This is a genomic window from Mesotoga sp. UBA5825, from assembly GCF_002432955.1.
GTDB lineage: Bacteria > Thermotogota > Thermotogae > Petrotogales > Kosmotogaceae > Mesotoga.
In genome coordinates, this window is sequence record NZ_DJHG01000022.1 from 374 (window position 1) to 18,037 (window position 17,664).

23 protein-coding genes are annotated in these 17,664 nt (G+C 46.8%); 13 read left to right on the top strand and 10 right to left on the bottom strand.

Annotated elements, in window-relative coordinates; all coding sequences use genetic code 11:
* Positions 1 to 427 precede the first annotated feature (427 nt).
* Genes gatA through B3N33_RS01530 form a run of 11 tightly spaced genes read left to right on the top strand, consistent with a single transcriptional unit; the run spans position 428 to position 9,346 of the window.
* Entirely contained in the window at positions 428 to 1,831 is a 1,404-nt protein-coding gene (gene gatA, locus B3N33_RS01480) for an Asp-tRNA(Asn)/Glu-tRNA(Gln) amidotransferase subunit GatA (RefSeq protein WP_292591937.1), read from the top strand.
* Positions 1,828 to 3,273, top strand: a complete 1,446-nt coding sequence (gene gatB, locus B3N33_RS01485; protein ID WP_349682112.1) for an Asp-tRNA(Asn)/Glu-tRNA(Gln) amidotransferase subunit GatB — start codon at positions 1,828 to 1,830, stop codon at positions 3,271 to 3,273. The genes gatA and gatB overlap by 4 nt, the downstream gene beginning before the upstream one ends.
* Positions 3,270 to 4,091: a hypothetical protein gene (locus tag B3N33_RS01490; RefSeq protein ID WP_292591940.1), complete on the top strand. Its 822-nt coding sequence runs from the start codon at positions 3,270 to 3,272 to the stop codon at positions 4,089 to 4,091. Before gatB ends, B3N33_RS01490 begins: the two co-directional genes overlap by 4 nt.
* Positions 4,091 to 5,230, top strand: coding sequence for a radical SAM family heme chaperone HemW (gene hemW / locus B3N33_RS01495; protein WP_292591941.1), 1,140 nt, complete (start codon positions 4,091 to 4,093; stop codon positions 5,228 to 5,230). Before B3N33_RS01490 ends, hemW begins: the two co-directional genes overlap by 1 nt.
* Positions 5,214 to 5,663 carry a ferritin-like domain-containing protein gene (locus tag B3N33_RS01500; protein ID WP_292591943.1) on the top strand — a complete coding sequence of 150 codons (450 nt, stop codon included), beginning with the start codon at positions 5,214 to 5,216 and terminating at the stop codon, positions 5,661 to 5,663. Before hemW ends, B3N33_RS01500 begins: the two co-directional genes overlap by 17 nt.
* Positions 5,663 to 6,166: a deoxycytidylate deaminase gene (locus tag B3N33_RS01505; protein ID WP_102819389.1), complete on the top strand. Its 504-nt coding sequence runs from the start codon at positions 5,663 to 5,665 to the stop codon at positions 6,164 to 6,166. Before B3N33_RS01500 ends, B3N33_RS01505 begins: the two co-directional genes overlap by 1 nt.
* A 13-nt stretch (positions 6,167 to 6,179) precedes the next feature.
* Entirely contained in the window at positions 6,180 to 7,016 is an 837-nt protein-coding gene (locus tag B3N33_RS01510) for a 2-oxoacid:ferredoxin oxidoreductase subunit beta (RefSeq protein WP_292591945.1), read from the top strand.
* Positions 7,013 to 7,624, top strand: coding sequence for a 2-oxoacid:acceptor oxidoreductase family protein (locus B3N33_RS01515; RefSeq protein ID WP_292591947.1), 612 nt, complete (start codon positions 7,013 to 7,015; stop codon positions 7,622 to 7,624). Before B3N33_RS01510 ends, B3N33_RS01515 begins: the two co-directional genes overlap by 4 nt.
* Positions 7,621 to 8,052: a diacylglycerol kinase family protein gene (locus B3N33_RS01520; protein ID WP_292591949.1), complete on the top strand. Its 432-nt coding sequence runs from the start codon at positions 7,621 to 7,623 to the stop codon at positions 8,050 to 8,052. The genes B3N33_RS01515 and B3N33_RS01520 overlap by 4 nt, the downstream gene beginning before the upstream one ends.
* Positions 8,049 to 8,897 (top strand): M23 family metallopeptidase, encoded by an 849-nt coding sequence (locus tag B3N33_RS01525; protein WP_292591951.1) that lies wholly within the window; start codon positions 8,049 to 8,051, stop codon positions 8,895 to 8,897. Before B3N33_RS01520 ends, B3N33_RS01525 begins: the two co-directional genes overlap by 4 nt.
* Positions 8,894 to 9,346 (top strand): DUF523 domain-containing protein, encoded by a 453-nt coding sequence (locus tag B3N33_RS01530; protein WP_099828563.1) that lies wholly within the window; start codon positions 8,894 to 8,896, stop codon positions 9,344 to 9,346. The genes B3N33_RS01525 and B3N33_RS01530 overlap by 4 nt, the downstream gene beginning before the upstream one ends.
* On the opposite strand, the gene B3N33_RS01535 is transcribed toward B3N33_RS01530, so the two are convergent.
* From B3N33_RS01535 to B3N33_RS01565, 7 genes are read right to left on the bottom strand one after another with little or no spacing between them, the layout of a single operon-like run.
* Positions 9,330 to 9,932: a hypothetical protein gene (locus B3N33_RS01535; RefSeq protein ID WP_292591952.1), complete on the bottom strand. Its 603-nt coding sequence runs from the start codon at positions 9,930 to 9,932 to the stop codon at positions 9,330 to 9,332. The two genes, B3N33_RS01530 and B3N33_RS01535, sit on opposite strands and share 17 nt — an antisense overlap.
* Before the next feature lie 18 nt (positions 9,933 to 9,950).
* Positions 9,951 to 10,409, bottom strand: coding sequence for a hypothetical protein (locus tag B3N33_RS01540; protein ID WP_214060228.1), 459 nt, complete (start codon positions 10,407 to 10,409; stop codon positions 9,951 to 9,953).
* Positions 10,410 to 10,425: 16 nt separating this feature from the next.
* Entirely contained in the window at positions 10,426 to 11,526 is a 1,101-nt protein-coding gene (locus B3N33_RS01545; RefSeq protein WP_292591953.1) for an NADH:ubiquinone reductase (Na(+)-transporting) subunit F, read from the bottom strand.
* A gap of 13 nt (positions 11,527 to 11,539) precedes the next feature.
* Positions 11,540 to 12,133: an NADH:ubiquinone reductase (Na(+)-transporting) subunit E gene (locus B3N33_RS01550; protein WP_099828560.1), complete on the bottom strand. Its 594-nt coding sequence runs from the start codon at positions 12,131 to 12,133 to the stop codon at positions 11,540 to 11,542.
* A gap of 14 nt (positions 12,134 to 12,147) precedes the next feature.
* The gene (locus tag B3N33_RS01555; RefSeq protein WP_099828559.1) at positions 12,148 to 12,747 is read right to left on the bottom strand and encodes an NADH:ubiquinone reductase (Na(+)-transporting) subunit D; all 600 of its coding nucleotides are present in this window, start codon (positions 12,745 to 12,747) and stop codon (positions 12,148 to 12,150) included.
* 2 nt (positions 12,748 to 12,749) lie between these two features.
* On the bottom strand, positions 12,750 to 13,370 hold the full coding sequence (locus tag B3N33_RS01560) for an FMN-binding protein (RefSeq protein WP_214060230.1): 621 nt from the start codon (positions 13,368 to 13,370) through the stop codon (positions 12,750 to 12,752).
* Positions 13,367 to 14,290 (bottom strand): RnfABCDGE type electron transport complex subunit D, encoded by a 924-nt coding sequence (locus B3N33_RS01565; RefSeq protein ID WP_292591954.1) that lies wholly within the window; start codon positions 14,288 to 14,290, stop codon positions 13,367 to 13,369. Before B3N33_RS01565 ends, B3N33_RS01560 begins: the two co-directional genes overlap by 4 nt.
* Positions 14,291 to 14,354: 64 nt before the next feature.
* Between B3N33_RS01565 and B3N33_RS01570 the strand changes: the two genes are divergently transcribed.
* Together B3N33_RS01570 and B3N33_RS01575 are read left to right on the top strand one after the other, a co-directional pair.
* On the top strand, positions 14,355 to 14,624 hold the full coding sequence (locus tag B3N33_RS01570; RefSeq protein ID WP_292592007.1) for a type II toxin-antitoxin system Phd/YefM family antitoxin: 270 nt from the start codon (positions 14,355 to 14,357) through the stop codon (positions 14,622 to 14,624).
* Positions 14,625 to 14,636: 12 nt separating this feature from the next.
* Entirely contained in the window at positions 14,637 to 15,776 is a 1,140-nt protein-coding gene (locus B3N33_RS01575) for an ABC transporter ATP-binding protein (RefSeq protein ID WP_292591955.1), read from the top strand.
* Positions 15,777 to 15,828: 52 nt separating this feature from the next.
* Here the strand turns inward: B3N33_RS01575 and rpsT are convergent, their stop codons facing one another.
* The 3 genes from rpsT to B3N33_RS01590 are packed head-to-tail and all read right to left on the bottom strand — an operon-like array spanning position 15,829 to position 17,661.
* On the bottom strand, positions 15,829 to 16,107 hold the full coding sequence (gene rpsT / locus B3N33_RS01580) for a 30S ribosomal protein S20 (RefSeq protein ID WP_099828554.1): 279 nt from the start codon (positions 16,105 to 16,107) through the stop codon (positions 15,829 to 15,831).
* Between the two features lie 44 nt (positions 16,108 to 16,151).
* Complete coding sequence (gene metK, locus B3N33_RS01585) at positions 16,152 to 17,333, bottom strand: methionine adenosyltransferase (RefSeq protein ID WP_292591957.1); 1,182 nt, start codon at positions 17,331 to 17,333, stop codon at positions 16,152 to 16,154.
* Positions 17,334 to 17,355: 22 nt separating this feature from the next.
* Entirely contained in the window at positions 17,356 to 17,661 is a 306-nt protein-coding gene (locus tag B3N33_RS01590; protein ID WP_292591958.1) for a hypothetical protein, read from the bottom strand.
* Positions 17,662 to 17,664: the final 3 nt, after the last annotated feature.

Genomic DNA, 17,664 nt, shown 5'->3' on the forward strand with positions numbered 1-17,664 from the left:
TCCGCCGTCCACCGAGAAGAGCATTTCAAAAGACTTATAGAGTGTATTGGCTTTTGCTCTTATAACTTGCAACTTGCAGGTTCGAAAAACCTTGAGAGCAGTATTTTGAAACAAGTTCAGCATGACGGAATGTGATGTTTTGATCAACAGCTTGCAACTTGGAACTGAGAACTTGCAACTGATCTTTCAGCGTACGGCGCATCATAGGACGAATAAAAGATCCTCGCTCTGGAACGAAGGGCTTCTCTTTTATTTGTCTCATACAGTCCAACCACAACCTTGCGAACATTTTGTGGCTGCTAAAGTCTCACCATGGCAGAGGGCATTAGATTCATAAATGGGCCTTTTACTCAATTTCGGTCGTTTTCTGCTGTTAGAAGTGCTCTGAAAATGTTAGAATTGTCCTGAATATCTGGAGGTGGCTTTCGTGACGAAGAATCCCCTGAATCTAAGGCTTTCAGAGATCATGTCCTTAAGAGGTTCTTTTGAGTTTTATAGAGAGAGAATTGATAGATACAACGACAAACTGAATGCATTTCTTCAGGTGAGCAACCCTTCCGATTCGCAAAAGGAAGGGTTTCCTTATGCTCTAAAGGATAATATTCTGGCGGTAGGGACTCGAACAACCTGTGCGAGTAGAATACTTGAAAACTATGAGTCTCCTTATGACGCCACTGTTACCAGCAAGCTGAACAATAAAGGCGGAATTATACTTGGCAAGACCAATATGGATGAATTCGCAATGGGTTCCTCAACTGAGAACTCCGCGTTTGGACCTTCCAGAAATCCCTGGGATCTCGACCGAATTCCTGGAGGCAGCAGTGGTGGAAGCGCAGCAGCAGTTGCTGCGGGTCTTGCCCCATTTGCATTGGGAAGTGATACCGGAGGGTCGGTAAGACAGCCGGCTTCCATGTGCGGAATCGTTGGTTTTAAACCGACTTATGGCCTTGTGTCGAGATACGGATTGGTTGCATTTGCCTCATCGCTGGATCAGATCGGGCCATTGACGCGCTGTGCACAAGACGCCGCAGAAGTGATGGCGATGATCGCAGGCCACGATCCGAAGGATTCAAATACTCTAAGGAGGAATCTAGACTTCAATGTCTCTATTGAAAGCGATATTAAGGGGCTGAAGTTTGCTGCACCTTCAGAGATGCTTAACTACCCGGGTTTGGATTCGGGAGTCAAAGAGAGATTCCTGTCAATGATGGAAGCTATGAGGAGCGCCGGTGCAAAAGTAGAGGAGATTTCGATTCCTAGTGTCGAGTATGCTGTCGCCACATATTACTTGATCGCTCCGGCCGAGGCAAGCTCGAATCTCGCCCGTTATGACGGAATCAGATTTGGGTCGAGAAGTCCCGCAGAAGACTATGAAAGTCTCATAAACAAGAACAGAGACAGCGGTTTCGGAGAAGAAGTGAAAAGGAGGATTCTTCTTGGAACTTTCACTCTCAGCGCCACCTATTATGACGCGTACTACAGAAAAGCGTTGAAAACAAGAAGGATCATGGCCGGTGAACTCAACCGAGTACTCAATGAATATGATTACATTGTAAATCCCTCTTCGCCAGTCATTGCTCCGAGACTTGGCGAGATAACCGATCCCCTCGCCTACTATCTTATGGATATATATACTATACCTGCAAATGTAGCAGGGCTTCCGTCGATCTCAGTTCCTACAGGCCTGGTTGACGGTTTGCCTGTCGGTCTGCTTCTCACCGGGAAGAGGTTCAGTGATGTCTCGCTACTGAATGCTGCCGGGGGGATTGAGGATCTCTCTCCCTCTTATGAAAACGGACTGGCGAAGATCCCTGAAAGGTGGGCGAAATAATGTATAAGACTGTGATCGGGCTGGAAATCCATGCTCAGCTCAAAACCGAGACCAAAGCATTCTGTAGCTGTCGGGCCGATGTTTTCGATCTTGAACCGAATACTGTTATTTGCCCTGTCTGCACAGGTCAACCCGGCACTTTACCGGTGTTAAACGAACGGGTAGTCGAGTTCGCCGTAATGGCCGGAATTGCTATGAACTGCACCATCAATAGGCGGTCGGTCTTTGACAGAAAGAATTACTTTTACCCGGATCTGCCGAAGGGTTATCAGATTACTCAATACTTTTTCCCGATAGCCGAGAACGGTTACCTGTATCTCGTAAACGGCGAAGAGAAGCGAAGTATTAGGATCCGCAGGATTCACATAGAAGAAGACGCGAGCAAGATGGTTCATCAGGGAACGGAATCAATAACCGGATCGTCGGGAAGTCATCTGGATCTAAATAGGTGCGGGGTTCCGCTAATTGAAATTGTTACAGAACCAGATCTAAAGAGTCCGGTCGAGGCCCGCATCTTCATGGAACTCCTCAGAGATACGCTAAGGGCCCTGGGTGTCTGTTCTGGAGACATGGAGAAGGGCGCATTGCGCTGCGATGCAAACATCTCGATGGTTGACGAGAGTGGGAGGAGCTCCAACAGGGTAGAAATCAAGAACATCAACTCTTTCAAGTTCGTTGAGAAGGCACTGGAATTTGAACAGGAGAGGATTTCCAAGGCATTGGCTTCAGGAGTCGATGTCGCAAAAGAAACCAGGTCCTGGAATTTCTCTTCAAAGGAAACATATTCTATGAGATCAAAGGAGGAAGAGAACGATTACCGTTATTTCCCCGAACCTGATCTCCCAGAGCTTATAATAAGCGATGATCTTATAGAGAGAATTGAGAGAAGTCTTCCGGAGCTTCCCTGGGAGAAAGTAGAGAGATTCATGGAGCAATACTCGCTTCCCGGCTATGACGCCTCCGTTCTTGCTTCAGATAGTGAAATCTCTTCTTATTTTGAAGAGGTTGCGCAGGCCACCGGAAAGCCCAAAGAGAGTTCAAACTGGATTATGGGAGAGGTTATGAGGCTTATGAACGATAGGCAACTTTCCCTGGAAGAGGTGAAGGTAAGTCCGGAGAACTTCAAGGAGCTTTTCGATCTAATTGAGCAGGGCAAGATCTCAAACAAGATAGCAAAAGACATTTTTTCAGTGATCGTGGAGAACGGAAAGTCACCTGCTGAATTGGTTAGAGAAAAGGGACTTCAACAGATAGACGATGACACCGTGATCGAAGATGCAGTTCGAAAGGCCATGAATGACAACCCTGCAGCCGTTCAGCAGTTTAGAGACGGTAAGGAGGGAGTCCTTGGATACTTCGTAGGAGCGGTCATGAAAGCGACCAAAGGAAAGGCAAACCCGTCCAAGGCAAATGAAATCGCAAGGAGGCTGCTTAGAGATTGAAGAAGAGACTTTGTCTGTTCATAGTTGTTTTTCTGGGAGTTCTGATCTTCTCCGAAATTCAGATCAAGCTGAACAATGCTGGGTGGAGCGTTTCCGCGGACATACGGGCATATGAAGATATTTATCTGACACTAGCTTTGGCCTCGGGAATCCCCTACGTTGGGGTAACTTATGTGGACACCTGGGAGGAATACTCCACCGGATTTCTTAAGCTGAAGATCAAAGACGGCCTTTTCAGAGGATCGCTGCTTGCCAGCAACGAGGGGCTTTTCATGGGTGTAAGGTACGTCACCAACACAAATCAGATCCCCATCTTTTCTCACACTACTCTTGAACTCGAGCTTTCAACGGTGGGCAAGATGAAGTATCTGGCGAGGAACTGGGTGCGTCTACCGCTGGGTCAGCTCAATGGAGGCCTCAACGTATTCCTCCATGGGGAGGACTCCTTTTCGTTTAACGATATAGGTTTGTATCTTTATGCAAAGGAATATGAGCGAAGCCTAAGGATAAAGAATGCAGAGAGTAACGTTGTCGCCACTGTGGATCTCAAGACTAACGACTCGCTCGGAGAGGTCGGTTACGGTATAGGGATAGGGATGAACTATCTTTCCTTCGATCTCGGCGTGGCTTTCGCCGGGAATTTCATAGTCCCGGCCGGCGACCTGAGACTAATGCTTTCGCCGACAGTCATGGTAAGCATGCGAGGGATCGATGCACAGATGCTTATCTCGAAGCTTGGGAGCGACGATTCGGTCTTTGCAGGTATCTCAGTCACAAACTTCAACCTTAACGGGATTTTCATGAGGCTTGTATTCTGATGGGTGTGGGAGCGTATGTGCATATTCCTTTCTGTGCTAGAAAATGCTCTTATTGCGATTTCTGCACAATCCAATTCGACAGGGAATCGGTCGAGGCCTATCATGATTCGTTGAAGAAGGAGATCGAGATGTATGAGGTCCCGGGAATCGTCGATACCTTGTACTTCGGAGGGGGATCACCTTCGCTGTATCCTATTGACCTAATGGAGGAAATCGTATCGCATATCAATCTTTCATTGGGTACAGATGTGTCTGAGGCTACCATAGAGGCCAACCCGTGGGAGCTCGATAAAGAGCATCTCCTGGCGTGGAGATCTATTGGCTTCACCAGGCTTTCAGTGGGAGTCCAGTCATCCGAGCGGAGTATATTGGAGCGTTGCGATAGACCCGTTCCCGCCGATCTTATGGGCAGGTTGTTCTTGAGCAGAGATACTTTCGATAATCTGAATCTCGATTTCATTCTCGGGTTACCCGGTGAAAACAGAGAAAACGTGATTGCCAATTTAGAGCTGATCAAAGAGCTTTCCCCCGATCACGTCTCATACTATATCTTTGATTCAGATCACGAAACTGAATTGATGAGGCGGGTACATGATGCTATCATTGAGTTGCCCGATTCCGAAGCAATTGCAGAACTTCACGACATGGTTCTTGAATCTTTGGCCAGTATGGGATACAAGAGATATGAGATATCATCCTGGGCAAAAGATGGTAGTGAATGTCTTCATAATCTGAAGTACTGGCGAAACGAGGAGTATCTGGGTTTCGGAGTTTCTGCCGGCGGTCATCTGGATCGCAAGAGATACGTCAATACCGAGGACCTTCAACTTTACAGCAGTTTGGTCAACCAGAAGATAAAACCGATCGCCGAGTTCGCAGAAAACGATGCTGTTCAGGAGTTGTTTGAAACTCTCTTTATGGGACTGAGGTTGGCAGAAGGAGTGGATCTGTCTGATCTGGTGTATTCCCGGGAGCTTCTTTCTCTCCTGATTTCAAAGATAAAAACCCGTCTTGGAGATTATATCTCATCTGACGAAGAGACGCTTAAGTTGAACGACTCCGGGATGGATGTCTCCAGAAGAGTGTTACAGCAGCTCCTGGATATAAAGGAGGAGATCGAGATTGCTTTCTCCACATGAAGTACTCGAGGTTGCATTAAGAATCGAAACTGAAGGAGAGAACTCTTACAGAGAACTGGCGGAGAGCGCGCATAACGACCGGCAGGGCTCGGTCTTTAGGTTCCTCTCTTCTCAGGAAAGAAGTCACGCCGATACCTTTCGAACTCTTCTCAGGAGATTTGAAGAGGAGGCCATAGAACTTATAAACTGGGACGATGCACGTCAGTACATGGCGGCCTTGACCGAGGCAAGTGTGTTTTCTGACGAATTGAAGGACGCGATGAGCCGCTCAGACTATAAAAAGGCTATTGAACATGCAATAGAAGTGGAAAAGAAAAGCATAGCGTTCTACGAGAGTCTTTTGAAGAACTCAAAGGCCGATACTGTCGAAGCTCTCGAAAAGGTAATCAGCGAAGAGAAGAACCATGTTGAACTTCTGGAAGGACTGAGATAATGGCCGTGGAAGAGCTTTCCGACTATCTGAAGAGGTTCTCTATTCACGAACGCCGTAATGAGACCGAAAGCTGGGACTCTTACTTCATGAGACTCGCGTACCAGGTTAGAGAGCGATCCAGCTGCCATCATAGAAAAGTGGGCGCTCTAATAGTGAGGGAGAATAGGATTCTTTCGACCGGCTATAATCAACCGCCTTCGGGTTTCCCTCATTGCGATGAGATAGAGTGCATAAGGGATGCTCTGGGAATACCTTCCGGCCAGAATCAGGAGATATGTTACGCCGCTCATGCTGAACAAAACGCACTGTCTCAAGCGGCGAAATTCGGAATCTCGACTAATGGATCCACCATATACGTTACTCATCGCCCTTGCTCCATCTGCGCCAGACTAATAATCAATGCGGGGATAATAAAGGTTGTGTTCTCCGAAGGTTACCCGGATCCACTTACTGAGTTTATGTTCGAAAAAACAGGTGTCACAATGACGCATTTCACAAAGTGAATGGGAGGAAATCATGGCTATCGCAAAGTTAATGAAGTACTTAAGGCAGGACAGGATGCCTCATGTTTGGTGCCCGGGTTGCGGAAACGGCGTTATTATGAAGGCTTTCATAGAAGCTGTCGATAAGGAAGAACTTGATCCCGACAGAGTCGCCGTCATCTCGGGAATCGGATGTTCTTCAAGGGTTACGGGCTACCTGAACTTCAATACGATGCACACTCTTCATGGAAGAGCAGTAGCATTCGCTACAGGAGTGAAGCTTGCCCGACCGGAATTCAATGTGGTAGTTATGGGTGGAGACGGTGATATGGTCGCCATAGGAGGGAATCACTTCATTCATGCCTGCAGGAGAAACATGGATCTCACTGCAATAATATTCAACAACAATATCTACGGTATGACCGGTGGGCAATACTCTCCTACTACTCCTTACGAGAAGATAGCTTCGACCTCGCCATATGGAAACGTTGAAAACTCGTTTGACATAGTTAACCTGGCAGTCTCTTCAGGCGCAACGTATGTTGCCAGAACGACAGTATTTCACTATGCTCAAATGGTTCAGTTCATTCAGAAGGCCCTCAACCATAGAGGCATGGGGATAGTAGAGATCATGACCAACTGCCATACGTACTATGGCAGGTACAACGCAATGTCGAAACCCGAAGACATGCTTGCATACTTCAAGAAAAACACAGTTCAAATAGCCAAATCAAAAACAATGACTCCCGAAGAGCTGAAAGATAAGATCGTTGCAGGTGAGTTTGTGAATATAGAAGCGGAAACATACAGCGACAGATACAAGGCAAAGAGCGAGCAGATAATCGCAGCGGAGAGAGGTGAGAAAGCATGAAGCACGCATTCTCTCAGCCTCATTCGGTAAGGATTTCCGGTATTGGAGGCCAGGGAAATGTTTTGATGGGGATAATTCTCGCAGAGGCCCTTTTGATACAGGGAAGTTGGGTAGTGCAGACCCAGTCTTTCGGAGCCCAGGTGAGAGGAGGACTCTCTCACTGCGATGTTCTCTTCAACACTGAGCCCATAGATTACCCCAAGGCTCATTCCTTTGAACTGATTTACTCTATGCACCAAACCGCTGTAAATGCTCATGCCCCTCTCATTCACATGAACGGCGTTCTTATTGTCGACTCCACTCTCGTCAAGTCTATTCCAAAAGAAGGAATCAGAATGACGAGAAAGATCATATCGAAGCCAGTGACAGAGCTCACTGATAACAAGTTTGGAAGTACTCTGCCGGCCAATATGGTCGGTCTAGGGTTGATTGCCAGAGCAGGAAACTTCGTCACAACTCAGTCGTTGAAAGATGCCATGGCAAAACACATAAAACCAAAGTACGTAGAGATGAATTCCCAGGCGATTGATTTCGGTTACTCACTAATAGAGAAATCGTATAGTATTAGAAGAGAAAGAATCGATTCTGTCGGCCGGGGATTTGAATGAAGAAGTTTATCAGGAGTCTTGGCAACGCAACAAATGGAATCAAGCACCTTCTGAGAGAGAGAAACTTCAGAATCCAGCTTGTAATCGGAGCAGTGATCTTGACTGTCGGCGCACTGATCGGACTGGACAAGGGTGATTATTACTGGCTTCTCTTCTGTACGTTTATGGTTCTGCTTCTCGAAGGAATCAATACCCTGGTGGAGAAGATAGCAGACATATTGAGGCCCTACTATGATGAAAGAGTGCGTGTACTCAAGGATACAGCGGCTGCTGTCGTTCTTCTGGGGAGCGCGGTATCTGTTTTGATTGGGTTATCAATTATTTTACAATCAATTTTCGGTCTGCATTTTGCCGTTGGACTGCTTTTTGGTATAATAATTCTGGTTGTCTTCTTTTCTTTGGGGCTATTTGGAGGTGGCAGGGAATGAACCGTCGGGTCATTCTGTTATTCCTATTATCGTCTTTGCTATTAATGACTCGCAGTTTCGCGTATTTCCTCGTTACATACGTGGTTAGGCCGGGAGACTCGATTCATACTATTTCGAGAGATCTGAGTGTAAGCATCTCAACTATTATTGACTTCAACAATATCAAAAGTGCAAACAGCATTAAAGCAGGGGACACGCTTAAGATACCCCAACCGGACGGTTTGATCTACGAGGTTCAGTCTGGTGACACCTTCGATTACATCGCAAAGTTGTTTTTCTCTCCTGTCGATGAATTGATAGCAGCAAATAATCTCAGGCCGGATTCTGTAATCAATCCCGGTCAAAGAGTTTTTATTCCCATGTCTTTGGTCAACCTGTATCAGTACATTCCTCAGAGCACCCCTTTCAGATGGCCCATTTATGGAGTAATATCTTCTGATTACGGTTGGAGAACACATCCTGTAAGCGGGCAGCCCTCATTCCATTCGGGGCTTGACATTGCGGCTCCGGAAGGAACGCCGATCTTCGCAGCTTCGAGGGGAACAGTAGTCTTTGCCGGAGTGAACGGCGGTTATGGAAATATGGTTGAAATACAGCACGACAACGGTTACGTAACCCGCTATGGCCACATGAGCAGGATCAGTGTTTATGTAGGTCAAAGAGTGGATACCGGTTCGTTGATCGGCCGGGTCGGAAGCACAGGGGTCTCGACTGGTCCTCACGTACATTTCGAAGTCAGAGATCCGAAGACCAACACGATGAATCCACTTTCTATGCTTCCAACTCGTGATCTTATGTATGTTATAAGAAGAGAGGATGACGGCACCGCTGCCGGTGGTAAATGACAAAGATACTGGTTAGTGCGTGCCTTATCGGAGTCAATTGCACCTATCGTGGAGATAACAACCTGTCTTTCAAGCTTCTAGAGCTAGTCGACAGGTTTGTTTTTTTGCCTGTGTGCCCCGAGCAGCTTGGCGGACTCCCCACGCCTAGGCCTCGTGCGGAGGTTACTACCTCAAAGGACTGGCTGGCAAGCAAGATAGTCCTAGATCAGTTTGGAAACGATGTCACGAGCAACTATGAGAAGGGGGCCGAAGAGGTTCTGAAGATTGCAAAACTCTCAGGTTCAAGTATTGCAGTTCTCAAATCGAGAAGTCCTTCTTGTGGTTGTAGAGGTATCTACGACGGAACCTTCAGCGGAGTGATGATAGACGGAATGGGAATAACGGCAGAACTGCTCATGAAGAACGGCATCGAAGTCTATTCCGAGGAAGAAACTAGCTTCTTATACTAGGATCAAACAACTCCGTAAGAATCTGCATCTCTTCCTTCTCGTCGAGCGTAAAACCCGGACTCTTCGCAAGGATAACCCATCTACCTTTTTGCCATAGCAAGGACTGATCTTTACCTCCGAACCTGACTATTTTGGCGTAGTAGTAATCTGACTTCTTAATCCTTCCTAAATCTCTAGTCAGAACCGATCCTTCTACAAGGAAGAGCGTCTCCCATGTGTCTTTTGCAGCTTCAACAGATTCCATTTTCCAGACATAGACGTTTATCACTCTTGAACTTAGATCCAGTTGCAGGCAGCGCACCGAGTTGTCATACGGAGGGTAGAACACTCTGATGCTTTCTCCGCTTTCCTGCTTAACGGAAACCCCATTCGCGAGTCCCTGATCTGGCGGAAATGGCGCTTCACCGAGAAAAGTGAAGATACTTCGATTGAAAACAAGATCGTCAAGCATAATCTCATCTTTGGGCACAACAACATCTTTCCTGTGACCAAATGCGTAGTAAGAAGCAAATGCAATCAGTCCCAACACAAAGGCGACTGTGAACAACGCCCTGTTTCTATAACGCTTCACCTTAGCGCCTTTCACTTTCACTGCTCCCATCATTCAGATAAGTTCTAGAATCCTTGCTACCTTTGCTGGATCAAGCCTGTAAGGAGACCCCTTCCCTTGATAAAAGCCATGTTCTCTAATCAGATGGATTGAAATAGGTGAGTAGTCGACTTCTTCCTTTCGAGCTATGTTCCTGACATTGACGTTGGCTTTCTTTGAAAGATGACCGTGACGAAAGGGACAGGGTATGTAGCCACGGCTCTCCTCAACGATTACAACGAATCGGTCATCGACCTTTACAGGCGAACCGAATCCTCTCTCGCCTTGCTTCATAAACATTTCCAGTTTGTTCGCGATTATCTCGTTTGTCAAACCCAGTTCCTTTACCTTCGCCTGATCCTCACTAATAATATCTACCAGATTTCTTTCGTCGTGACCAAGAAAACCCGGGCCGGTAATACTGCCGGCTCTCATATTTTCCTGGATCTTATCGAAGTCCGGAGTCTGTTTCACAATCTCACCTCCAAAACTATCCAAATTTGTCGAAGTAGATCTTTTCTTCAGTGATTTTGTGCTTCGTCAAAACATCTATGCAGGCGTTTATCATTCCGGGACTGCCGCAGAGATACCCTTCTCTTGCAACATCATCACCCTGTTCGGAAAGATATCTGTCGACAACATCAGTAATGAGACCTATCTCGCCTTGCCAGTTGTCTTCCTGCTGCGGATCGGACAGCGCAGGAATGAAGTTAAAATTTGGCATCTTGCTTTCGATTTCCTTCATCTCCTCAAGGTAGAAAAGATCCCTCTTACTTCTTGCTCCAAAGAAATAATACGCCTTTCTCTCAACTCCCTTTTCCATCATATCCAACAAGATTGACTTGATCGGAGCCATTCCAGAACCTCCGGCAATGAATATTATATCTGAATCGGTATCTCTTAGAAAGAAATCTCCGAATGGTCCGAGGATTCTAATCCTGTCACCCACTTTGAGCATTTTGTGGACGTAAGTGGTAACAATTCCATTTGGAACCAGTCTTATAAGGAGTTCCACTCCATTCTTCACGGACGGCTGGGAGGACATCGAGTAGGCTCTCATGGTCTCTTCTCTTATATCCCCATAGGCAGGGACAACCAGCTGGACGTACTGACCGGCTCTGAAACTTATCTCATCTTGAATACTGAAAAAGACTTCCTTAATGTCGTGAGTAACGTCTTCTATGGAAGAGACTGTCGCCACATATTCGCGAATGTTGAACAACTCTTCGGGAATCTCGATTGACATATCACCCTTAACTTTGATCTGGCACGAAAGCCTCACATTGTCCTTCTTCTCCTTAGGCGAAAGATAAGGAAGTTCAGTGGGAAGTATAGGCCCAACGTCCGTCTTCACTTTAACCTTACAGAGACCGCAGCTGCCCTTTCCCCCACAGGCAGATGGAATGAAGATCTTTTCTCCAGCAAGAGTCGAAAGAAGAGTAGATCCGCCCTTGACCTTGTGACTCTTCGAGTCGTTGATAGTGATACTTACTTCTCCATAATTGTTCACAAGAGCGTCTGCAATTGTAAGAACGGCAGCGAGTACTGCGGAGATCCCTCCAACGACCAGAGCCGTGACGATTATCTGCAAGCCAAACACCACCTTACTGGACGGGCAGCATGCCCGAGAAACCCATAAAGGCCAGGGCCATAATGCCGATGATAATCATTGTTATTCCCGGGCCCACCAACTGAGGAGGCAGGTCCTTCTCTCTAAGTCTCATTCGCATTGCAGACAGAGCAACTATCGCAAGCCACCAGCCGGCTCCAGAGCCGAAACCGAAGAATAACGACTGAATCAGGCTGTACTCTCTGATAATCATGAACAGTACGCCCCCAAGGATCGCACAATTCACTGTAATTAAAGGCAGAAAGATCCCGAGATTCATGTAGAGCGTTGGAGAGAATCTGTCTATGACCATCTCCAGAAACTGAACGAATGCGGCAATGACAATAATGAACACTATGTACCTTAGATAGACTAAATTCAGCGGGACAAGAATGTAGTAATACACTATGTAATTGAGCACAGATGTCAAGGTAAGAACAAAGGTTACCGCCATGCCAAGACCATTGGCCGTCTTTATGTCCTTCGATACCGAAATGAACGAGCACATCCCCAGAAAGTTGCTCAGAACCATGTTGCTAGTAAGAGCTGCAGCGATCATTATCACAAAAGGATTAAGCGGAACTCCCATCTACATCTCCCCCCTCACTTCTTCTTCACGATCGGAGTCCTTGCGATCCAGATTATCGCACCCAATATGAAGAAGGCACTGGGTGCCATTATCATTATTACCCATGGAGTGAAGCCTTCAGGCATGACTCTCAATCCGAACAGAGTACCGAAGCCTAGCAGTTCTCTCACAAAAGCCACGGCAAGCAGGATCAACGAATAACCTATTCCCGCAGAGATTCCATCTATGAAAGAGAGCACAGGCCCATGCGACTGTGCGAAAGCCTCTGCACGACCCATGATAATGCAGTTGGTTATTATAAGGCCCACATAAGGGCCAAGTGCTTTGCTTATAGAAGGCAAATAGGCCTTCAAGACAATATCGAGAATTATGACGTAGGTGGCTATTATCAGAACCTGCACCATCATACGGACATTCTTTGGGATATGCCTTCTCAAAGCCGAGATTGTAAACGAGGAGAAAGCGGTGGTGAAGATAAGGCCGATGCCCATTATTAGAGTGTTTGTGAGGTTGTTTGTTACAGCCAGAGCCGAGCAGATTCCCAATATCTGAACAATGACGGGGTTGTCTTTCCAGATATTTGTAAGAAAAACCGACTTCTTTGATTCAGCCATTTCTAATTCACCGCCTCAAGAACTGCAGGAAATACATCGTTGATTGCCTTATTAAGCAGAGTTTGAATCGACTCCGAAGTCCTTGTTGCTCCAGTAATCGCATCTACCTTTGAGTCGTCTTTCGAACCAGTATCCTGTCCAGACACTACGGCGATTCGGGCAGAAGAACTCGATGATATCCTTTCTCCCCTGAACTGTTCCTTGAAAGCTGTTTCGTCGATTCTCCCGCCCAGTCCTGGGGTCTCTGAGTGGTTCACAAAATCAATCCCAACTATTCTAGAACCACTCTCATCAACTGCGACAAGGGCCGTTATAGTTCCCCATAGACCTGCGCTTTGAACTGTAAATGCGATTTCTCTCTTTCCTTCATTATCAGCAATGTAGACGGTCTGCTCACCGTCGATCTCCTGTATTCTATCCAGATAGAGTTTTTGCACTTCTTCACCCGTCAGAGAACGCGCATCCTCTACAATATTGAAAACATAGATCAAAGAACGACGAAATTCAAGCTGTTCGTTCCTTTCAATAGTGCCTGAAGCAATTGCGTTGATTCCTGCAAGACAGATAACGAATACGGTTGTAAGAATGAAAGTGAATACTACAGAGTAAAGCTTTTCACTCATGCTTTCACCTTCTTTGGGGTCACCAGATAGTCAAGAAGAGATGCGAATGTATTTGCGATAAGCACCGCAAACATCAGACCGGCACCAAAAAGTGAGAATGTGCCGATTACTATGGCTAGAGACCCGATAATAACTCCGTATATCCACTTTGCTGTATCCTTCTTAGGAGCACTGATAGGATCAGTTGCCATGAACACAGCCCCGAACAGAATGCTACCCCCGATTATTGAGTGGACCGGGTTTATGCTTGAAAGTCCGAATAAGAAGAGTATTCCCGACATCGCGAAGGCCGAAACGAGAGTGGAGACTATGATCTTCCACGATGCGGTCTTGGTTAGTATCAGGTAAACGGCCGCCGCAGCAATCAGCCACTTCGCAGTCTCTCCCGCAGTGCCGGAGATGTTCCCGAAGATCATTCTCCATGCGCTAACCTCTTCTCCGCTCCTGATGACATTCATAGGGGTGGCCATAGTAATAACGTCGGAGCTGATCCATCTACTGAAGCCCTGTCCCCATGACTGGACGGCCGGCGTCCAGCTCTGCTGAACTGCAGCCGGAAAACTCACGTAGACAAAGGCCCTGCCAACAAGAGCCGGATTGTACAGGTTTTTGGCAAAGCCCCCGAATGCCATTTTCGCAAAAACAATTGCAAAAGAACTGGCAACTATGACGATCCAGAACGGTACTGCAGGAGGAAGTACCAGACCCATCAAAATACCGGTGACTATAGAAGCCTCGCTCACCGATTTTCCCTTTTTCCTTTCAAAGAGCCATTCGCATAGGACTGAAACCAGAACCGAAAGCAGAACCGTGGAGAAGACTACCCAGCCGAAATTTCCAACGGAGAATACCAAGATTGGAAGTAGAGCATAGATAACCTTTCTCATCATCGGCTGTTTCTGGAAGAACTTTTTCGCCATCTCTGGCACCTCCGAAAACAAAAGCTTGACTATAATTGTGGTCATACTGTATAATGGTCCCGAGGTGGTTCTCTTGTCAAAATTACACGAGCTCTCATTTTATTCTCTGGCCGAAGCAAAAGCTCACTTTTCAAAGGTTGTTGACGATTGTGAGAAGGCCGATATAATTATAACAAAAAACGGGCTTCCAAAGGCAGTTATGATGGACTACGACAAGTACGTGCTCCTCAGCAGATTTCTCGAACGGGTTTACGATCTGTACTTAATGGACGCTGGCGATGAAGCTATGGATGTCCAGATAAAGGATCTTATCGTTCAGGTTGATGATGATTGACGGAGGTGCAAGATGGCAGAAGTTATCCTCGAGAAGGTAGCAAAGACTTATCCGAACGGATTCAAGGCCGTTCTCGATGCGAATCTCGAAGTACAGGACAAGGAGTTTCTGGTTCTACTCGGTCCCTCAGGCTGTGGAAAGACGACGACACTCAGAATGATCGCGGGCCTTGAGGAGATTACGGAAGGAACAATCAAGATCGGTGGAAAAGTTGTTAACGATGTCGAACCTAAGGATAGAGACATCGCCATGGTCTTTCAGAACTACGCGCTTTATCCACACATGTCTGTTTACGAAAACATGGCTTTCGGACTTAAGTTGAGAAAGACTCCAAAGCCGGAGATCGAGAAGAGGGTAACAGAAGCGGCACGTATTCTTGGGATAGAGCAGTTGCTGGATAGAAAGCCAAAGCAGCTTTCCGGTGGTCAGAGACAGAGGGTCGCAGTCGGGAGAGCGATTGTTAGAAACCCAAAAGTCTTCCTCTTCGACGAACCTCTCTCCAACCTTGACGCGAAGCTGAGGGTACAGATGAGAGCCGAACTGAAGAGGCTTCACCAGAACCTCCAAGCAACGATTATCTACGTTACTCATGACCAGGTTGAAGCAATGACAATGGCCGACAAGATCGTAATTATGAAAGACGGAATAATTCAGCAGATCGGCGATCCTTATTCAGTCTACTTCGAGCCGAGAAACAAGTTCGTTGCTGGATTCATCGGCACTCCCGCAATGAACTTCATCAGCGCGAAGCTTGTATCTGAAGGAGGAAATGTCTGGGTAGTAAAGGAAGATATGAAGCTTCTCGTTCCTGAAGACAAGGTCGAGAGGCTCGGGCACCTTGTCGGCAAAGAAACGACTTTCGGTATAAGACCGGAAGACATCTACGACAAGATGTACGCGGTTGCGCCAAAAGACGAATTCACGGTGAAGGGCAATGTAGATGTTGTCGAACCCCTTGGAAGCGAAACTCTAATCCACGCCACTATTCACGGGGACGAAATCGTCGCAAAGGTTGATCCGAAGAGCAGAGCGTCTGCAGGCGACAAAATGGATCTGGTCTTCGATATGTCTATGATGCACCTGTTTGATCCTGAAACCGAGGAGAACGTCCTCGCCGGTACTCACCAGGACGCTACCCCTGTCAACATTTAGTTATCATGAAAAAAAGGTGGCCTAGGCCACCTTTTCTTATTTTTTGGTTCAATTAACCTCTCGCTTCGACATAAGTCTTGACTCTGGCGGTCAATCTTGCCTTTTTACGTGAAGCCGTATTCTTATGAATAGTTCCTGACTTCGCCGCCTTGTCGAGAGTAGAATATACTTCGCTAAGCATGGAAGAAACGGACTGTGGATCTTCGCCCTGTTCCATAGCCTTATACAGCTTCTTGGAAGCATTTCTGAATTTTGTCCTGACGGCCCTGTTCATTACGGTTCTCTTAGCCGTCTGCTTTACTCTCTTCTTTGCTGATGCATTATTAGGCACTTATCACTTCTCCTCCTTTCGAGATTTACCTGTTAATTCTATCATCAATCTAATGCTTTCTTCAATTGGTCGACGGCGTTTGTTTCTTCCCACGGAAGCTCGACGTCGATCCTTCCAAAATGACCGTATGAAGCTGTCTGTCTGTAGATAGGGCGCTTCAGGTTGAGACGATCGATTATTGCCGCAGGTCTGAAATCAAAGACCTTAAGGACCGCCTTTCTGAGCTTCTCGAGGTCGACCTTCTCTGTATCGTGGGCATCGATCATGAAGGATACGGGCTTAGCAACACCTATCGCATAGGCAAGCTGAAGAGTGACTCGATCCGCAAGGCCGGCTGCCACGATATTCTTGGCAGCATATCTCGCCATGTAGTGAGCAGACCTATCTACCTTCGTAGGATCCTTTCCACTGAAGGCCCCTCCACCGTGAGGTGTCCAGCCTCCGTAAGTATCGACGATGATCTTCCTGCCAGTCAATCCCGTATCTGCAGAAGGACCTCCCCTGACGAATCTGCCCGTCGGGTTCACAAAGATTTCCACCCCTTCAAGAAGTAGCTCGTGGTCTATTTCAGGAGCAATTACGTTGTCAACTACGAGTCTTTCGATCTCCTCTGCAGTCAAGTCAGGATCATGCTGGGTCGATACCACTATCGCAGTTACGCCAACGGGCTTGCCATCCTGATATTTAACTGTGACCTGGGTCTTTCCGTCAGGTCTAAAACCACGAACCGATTGATCCTTTCTCACTTTGCTGAGCCTACGGGCCAGCCTGTGGGCAAGGACTATAGGCAACGGCATCATCTCGGTAGTTTCATTCGTTGCATAGCCGAACATCATACCCTGGTCCCCCGCGCCGATAAGCGCATATCTATCTGTATCATTCTTTTTCGCCTCAAAGGACTTATTCACTCCAAGTGCAATATCCGGCGACTGCTCATCGATACTTGTAAGAACTGCACAGGTCTCTCCGTCAAAGCCGAACTTTGCCCTGTTATAACCGATATCGAGAATTGTATCCCTTACTACCCTGGGAATATCTACGTAAGCCTTTGTGCTTACTTCTCCGGCAACTACTGCAACGCCCGTTGCCAGAAGAGTCTCAACCGCGACTCTAGAATCTTCATCCTGAGTCAACATCGCATCGAGTATCGAATCTGAAATCTGATCTGCCATTTTGTCGGGATGGCCTTCGGTAACGCTTTCACTGGTGAACAACCAAGTCTTCATGACTGCCTCCTATAAACTGAATCTATTCTCCATATTCTTCCTCGGACAAGAATCTACCACCAATTATCTCGAAGGACAAGGGCCTGAATGCTCTGCTGAAGTCGGCAATGATCTGGATCTTGTTCTGACACTTGCTGCCAACAAATTCTTTATCCAGTCTATAGGCTCCCTTTCCCTTTCCGTAATTGACGCTCACATCGTAGTACTTTCTCAAGTGACTTCTAAACTTCTCCCCACACTTGTTGCATTCAAAATGCACGATAATTGTGTTTCCACTGTCGTAAAACGGATTCTTACTTATGTCACGCGGCTTCTTCTTGAAAAACATCCG

Coding starts and splice junctions, on each gene's coding strand:
- hemW (WP_292591941.1), top strand. CDS start 4,091: ATGGGTGTGGGAGCGTATGTGCATATTCCTTTCTGTGCTAGAAAATGC.
- B3N33_RS01505 (WP_102819389.1), top strand. CDS start 5,663: ATGGCCGTGGAAGAGCTTTCCGACTATCTGAAGAGGTTCTCTATTCAC.
- B3N33_RS01510 (WP_292591945.1), top strand. CDS start 6,180: ATGGCTATCGCAAAGTTAATGAAGTACTTAAGGCAGGACAGGATGCCT.
- B3N33_RS01515 (WP_292591947.1), top strand. CDS start 7,013: ATGAAGCACGCATTCTCTCAGCCTCATTCGGTAAGGATTTCCGGTATT.
- B3N33_RS01520 (WP_292591949.1), top strand. CDS start 7,621: ATGAAGAAGTTTATCAGGAGTCTTGGCAACGCAACAAATGGAATCAAG.
- B3N33_RS01525 (WP_292591951.1), top strand. CDS start 8,049: ATGAACCGTCGGGTCATTCTGTTATTCCTATTATCGTCTTTGCTATTA.
- B3N33_RS01530 (WP_099828563.1), top strand. CDS start 8,894: ATGACAAAGATACTGGTTAGTGCGTGCCTTATCGGAGTCAATTGCACC.
- B3N33_RS01550 (WP_099828560.1), bottom strand. CDS start 12,133: ATGGGAGTTCCGCTTAATCCTTTTGTGATAATGATCGCTGCAGCTCTT.
- B3N33_RS01555 (WP_099828559.1), bottom strand. CDS start 12,747: ATGGCTGAATCAAAGAAGTCGGTTTTTCTTACAAATATCTGGAAAGAC.
- B3N33_RS01560 (WP_214060230.1), bottom strand. CDS start 13,370: ATGAGTGAAAAGCTTTACTCTGTAGTATTCACTTTCATTCTTACAACC.
- B3N33_RS01565 (WP_292591954.1), bottom strand. CDS start 14,290: ATGGCGAAAAAGTTCTTCCAGAAACAGCCGATGATGAGAAAGGTTATC.
- B3N33_RS01575 (WP_292591955.1), top strand. CDS start 14,637: ATGGCAGAAGTTATCCTCGAGAAGGTAGCAAAGACTTATCCGAACGGA.
- metK (WP_292591957.1), bottom strand. CDS start 17,333: ATGAAGACTTGGTTGTTCACCAGTGAAAGCGTTACCGAAGGCCATCCC.
- B3N33_RS01590 (WP_292591958.1), bottom strand. CDS start 17,661: ATGTTTTTCAAGAAGAAGCCGCGTGACATAAGTAAGAATCCGTTTTAC.